Annotated in this window: 1 protein-coding gene; it reads left to right on the forward strand. The window is 63.9% G+C overall.

Annotated features, from left to right (window positions below; genetic code table 11):
* Positions 1-530, forward strand: a 530-nt coding sequence (locus ABGB16_RS33905; RefSeq protein WP_347672125.1) for a transposase, incomplete at its 5' end; no start/stop codon positions are given.
* Positions 531-684 lie beyond the last annotated feature (154 nt).

Below are 684 nucleotides of genomic sequence, written 5' to 3' on the forward strand. Positions count from 1 at the left end.
ATCCCGGCGGGCCTCCACGGCCAACCGGGTCGCACGCTCACGCAGCTCATCGTTGTACTTCTTCGGTGCGGGCATCGCTGGTGTTCCTCCCAGGTTTCGATGTCTCCATCAAACCCGGTGCGGAACAGCCCTACGCCTCGGCGAAACGGGTGTTCTGGGTGGTCGACAACGGCTCCTCACACCGTGGCCAGGCCGCCGCCGACCGGCTCAGCCGGCGGTTCCCGAACGCGGTCATGGTCCACACCCCGATCCACGCCTCCTGGGTCAACCAGGTGGAGATCTACTTCTCGATCATCCAGCGCAAGGTCCTCACACCCAACGACTTCACCAGCCTTGACCAGGTCGAAGACCGGCTCACCGCCTTCGAGCAGCGCTACAACGCGACCGCCCGGCCCTTCAGATGGAGATTCACCCCGGCCGACCTCGAGGACCTCATGGCCCGGATCGAGCGACACGAACAGAAAGAGCAGAACCTCCAACAGCCCACCGGCTGCGATCACCAGCCTGCCGCACACGCCCTGGCCGCATAACCCCCGAAGGACTTACGCCCTGAACCACTTAGAGCGACCGGCAATAGGCACCCAGGATCCGGACAGGTAGGTACCCGGAGTAGCAAACAGGCACGGGACATCGATCATCGGAGTTCTCTACGCTCAGTGATCGACGGGAGTCCCGTGCCTGCCT

Source organism: Micromonospora sp. B11E3, assembly GCF_039871625.1.
GTDB lineage: Bacteria > Actinomycetota > Actinomycetes > Mycobacteriales > Micromonosporaceae > Micromonospora.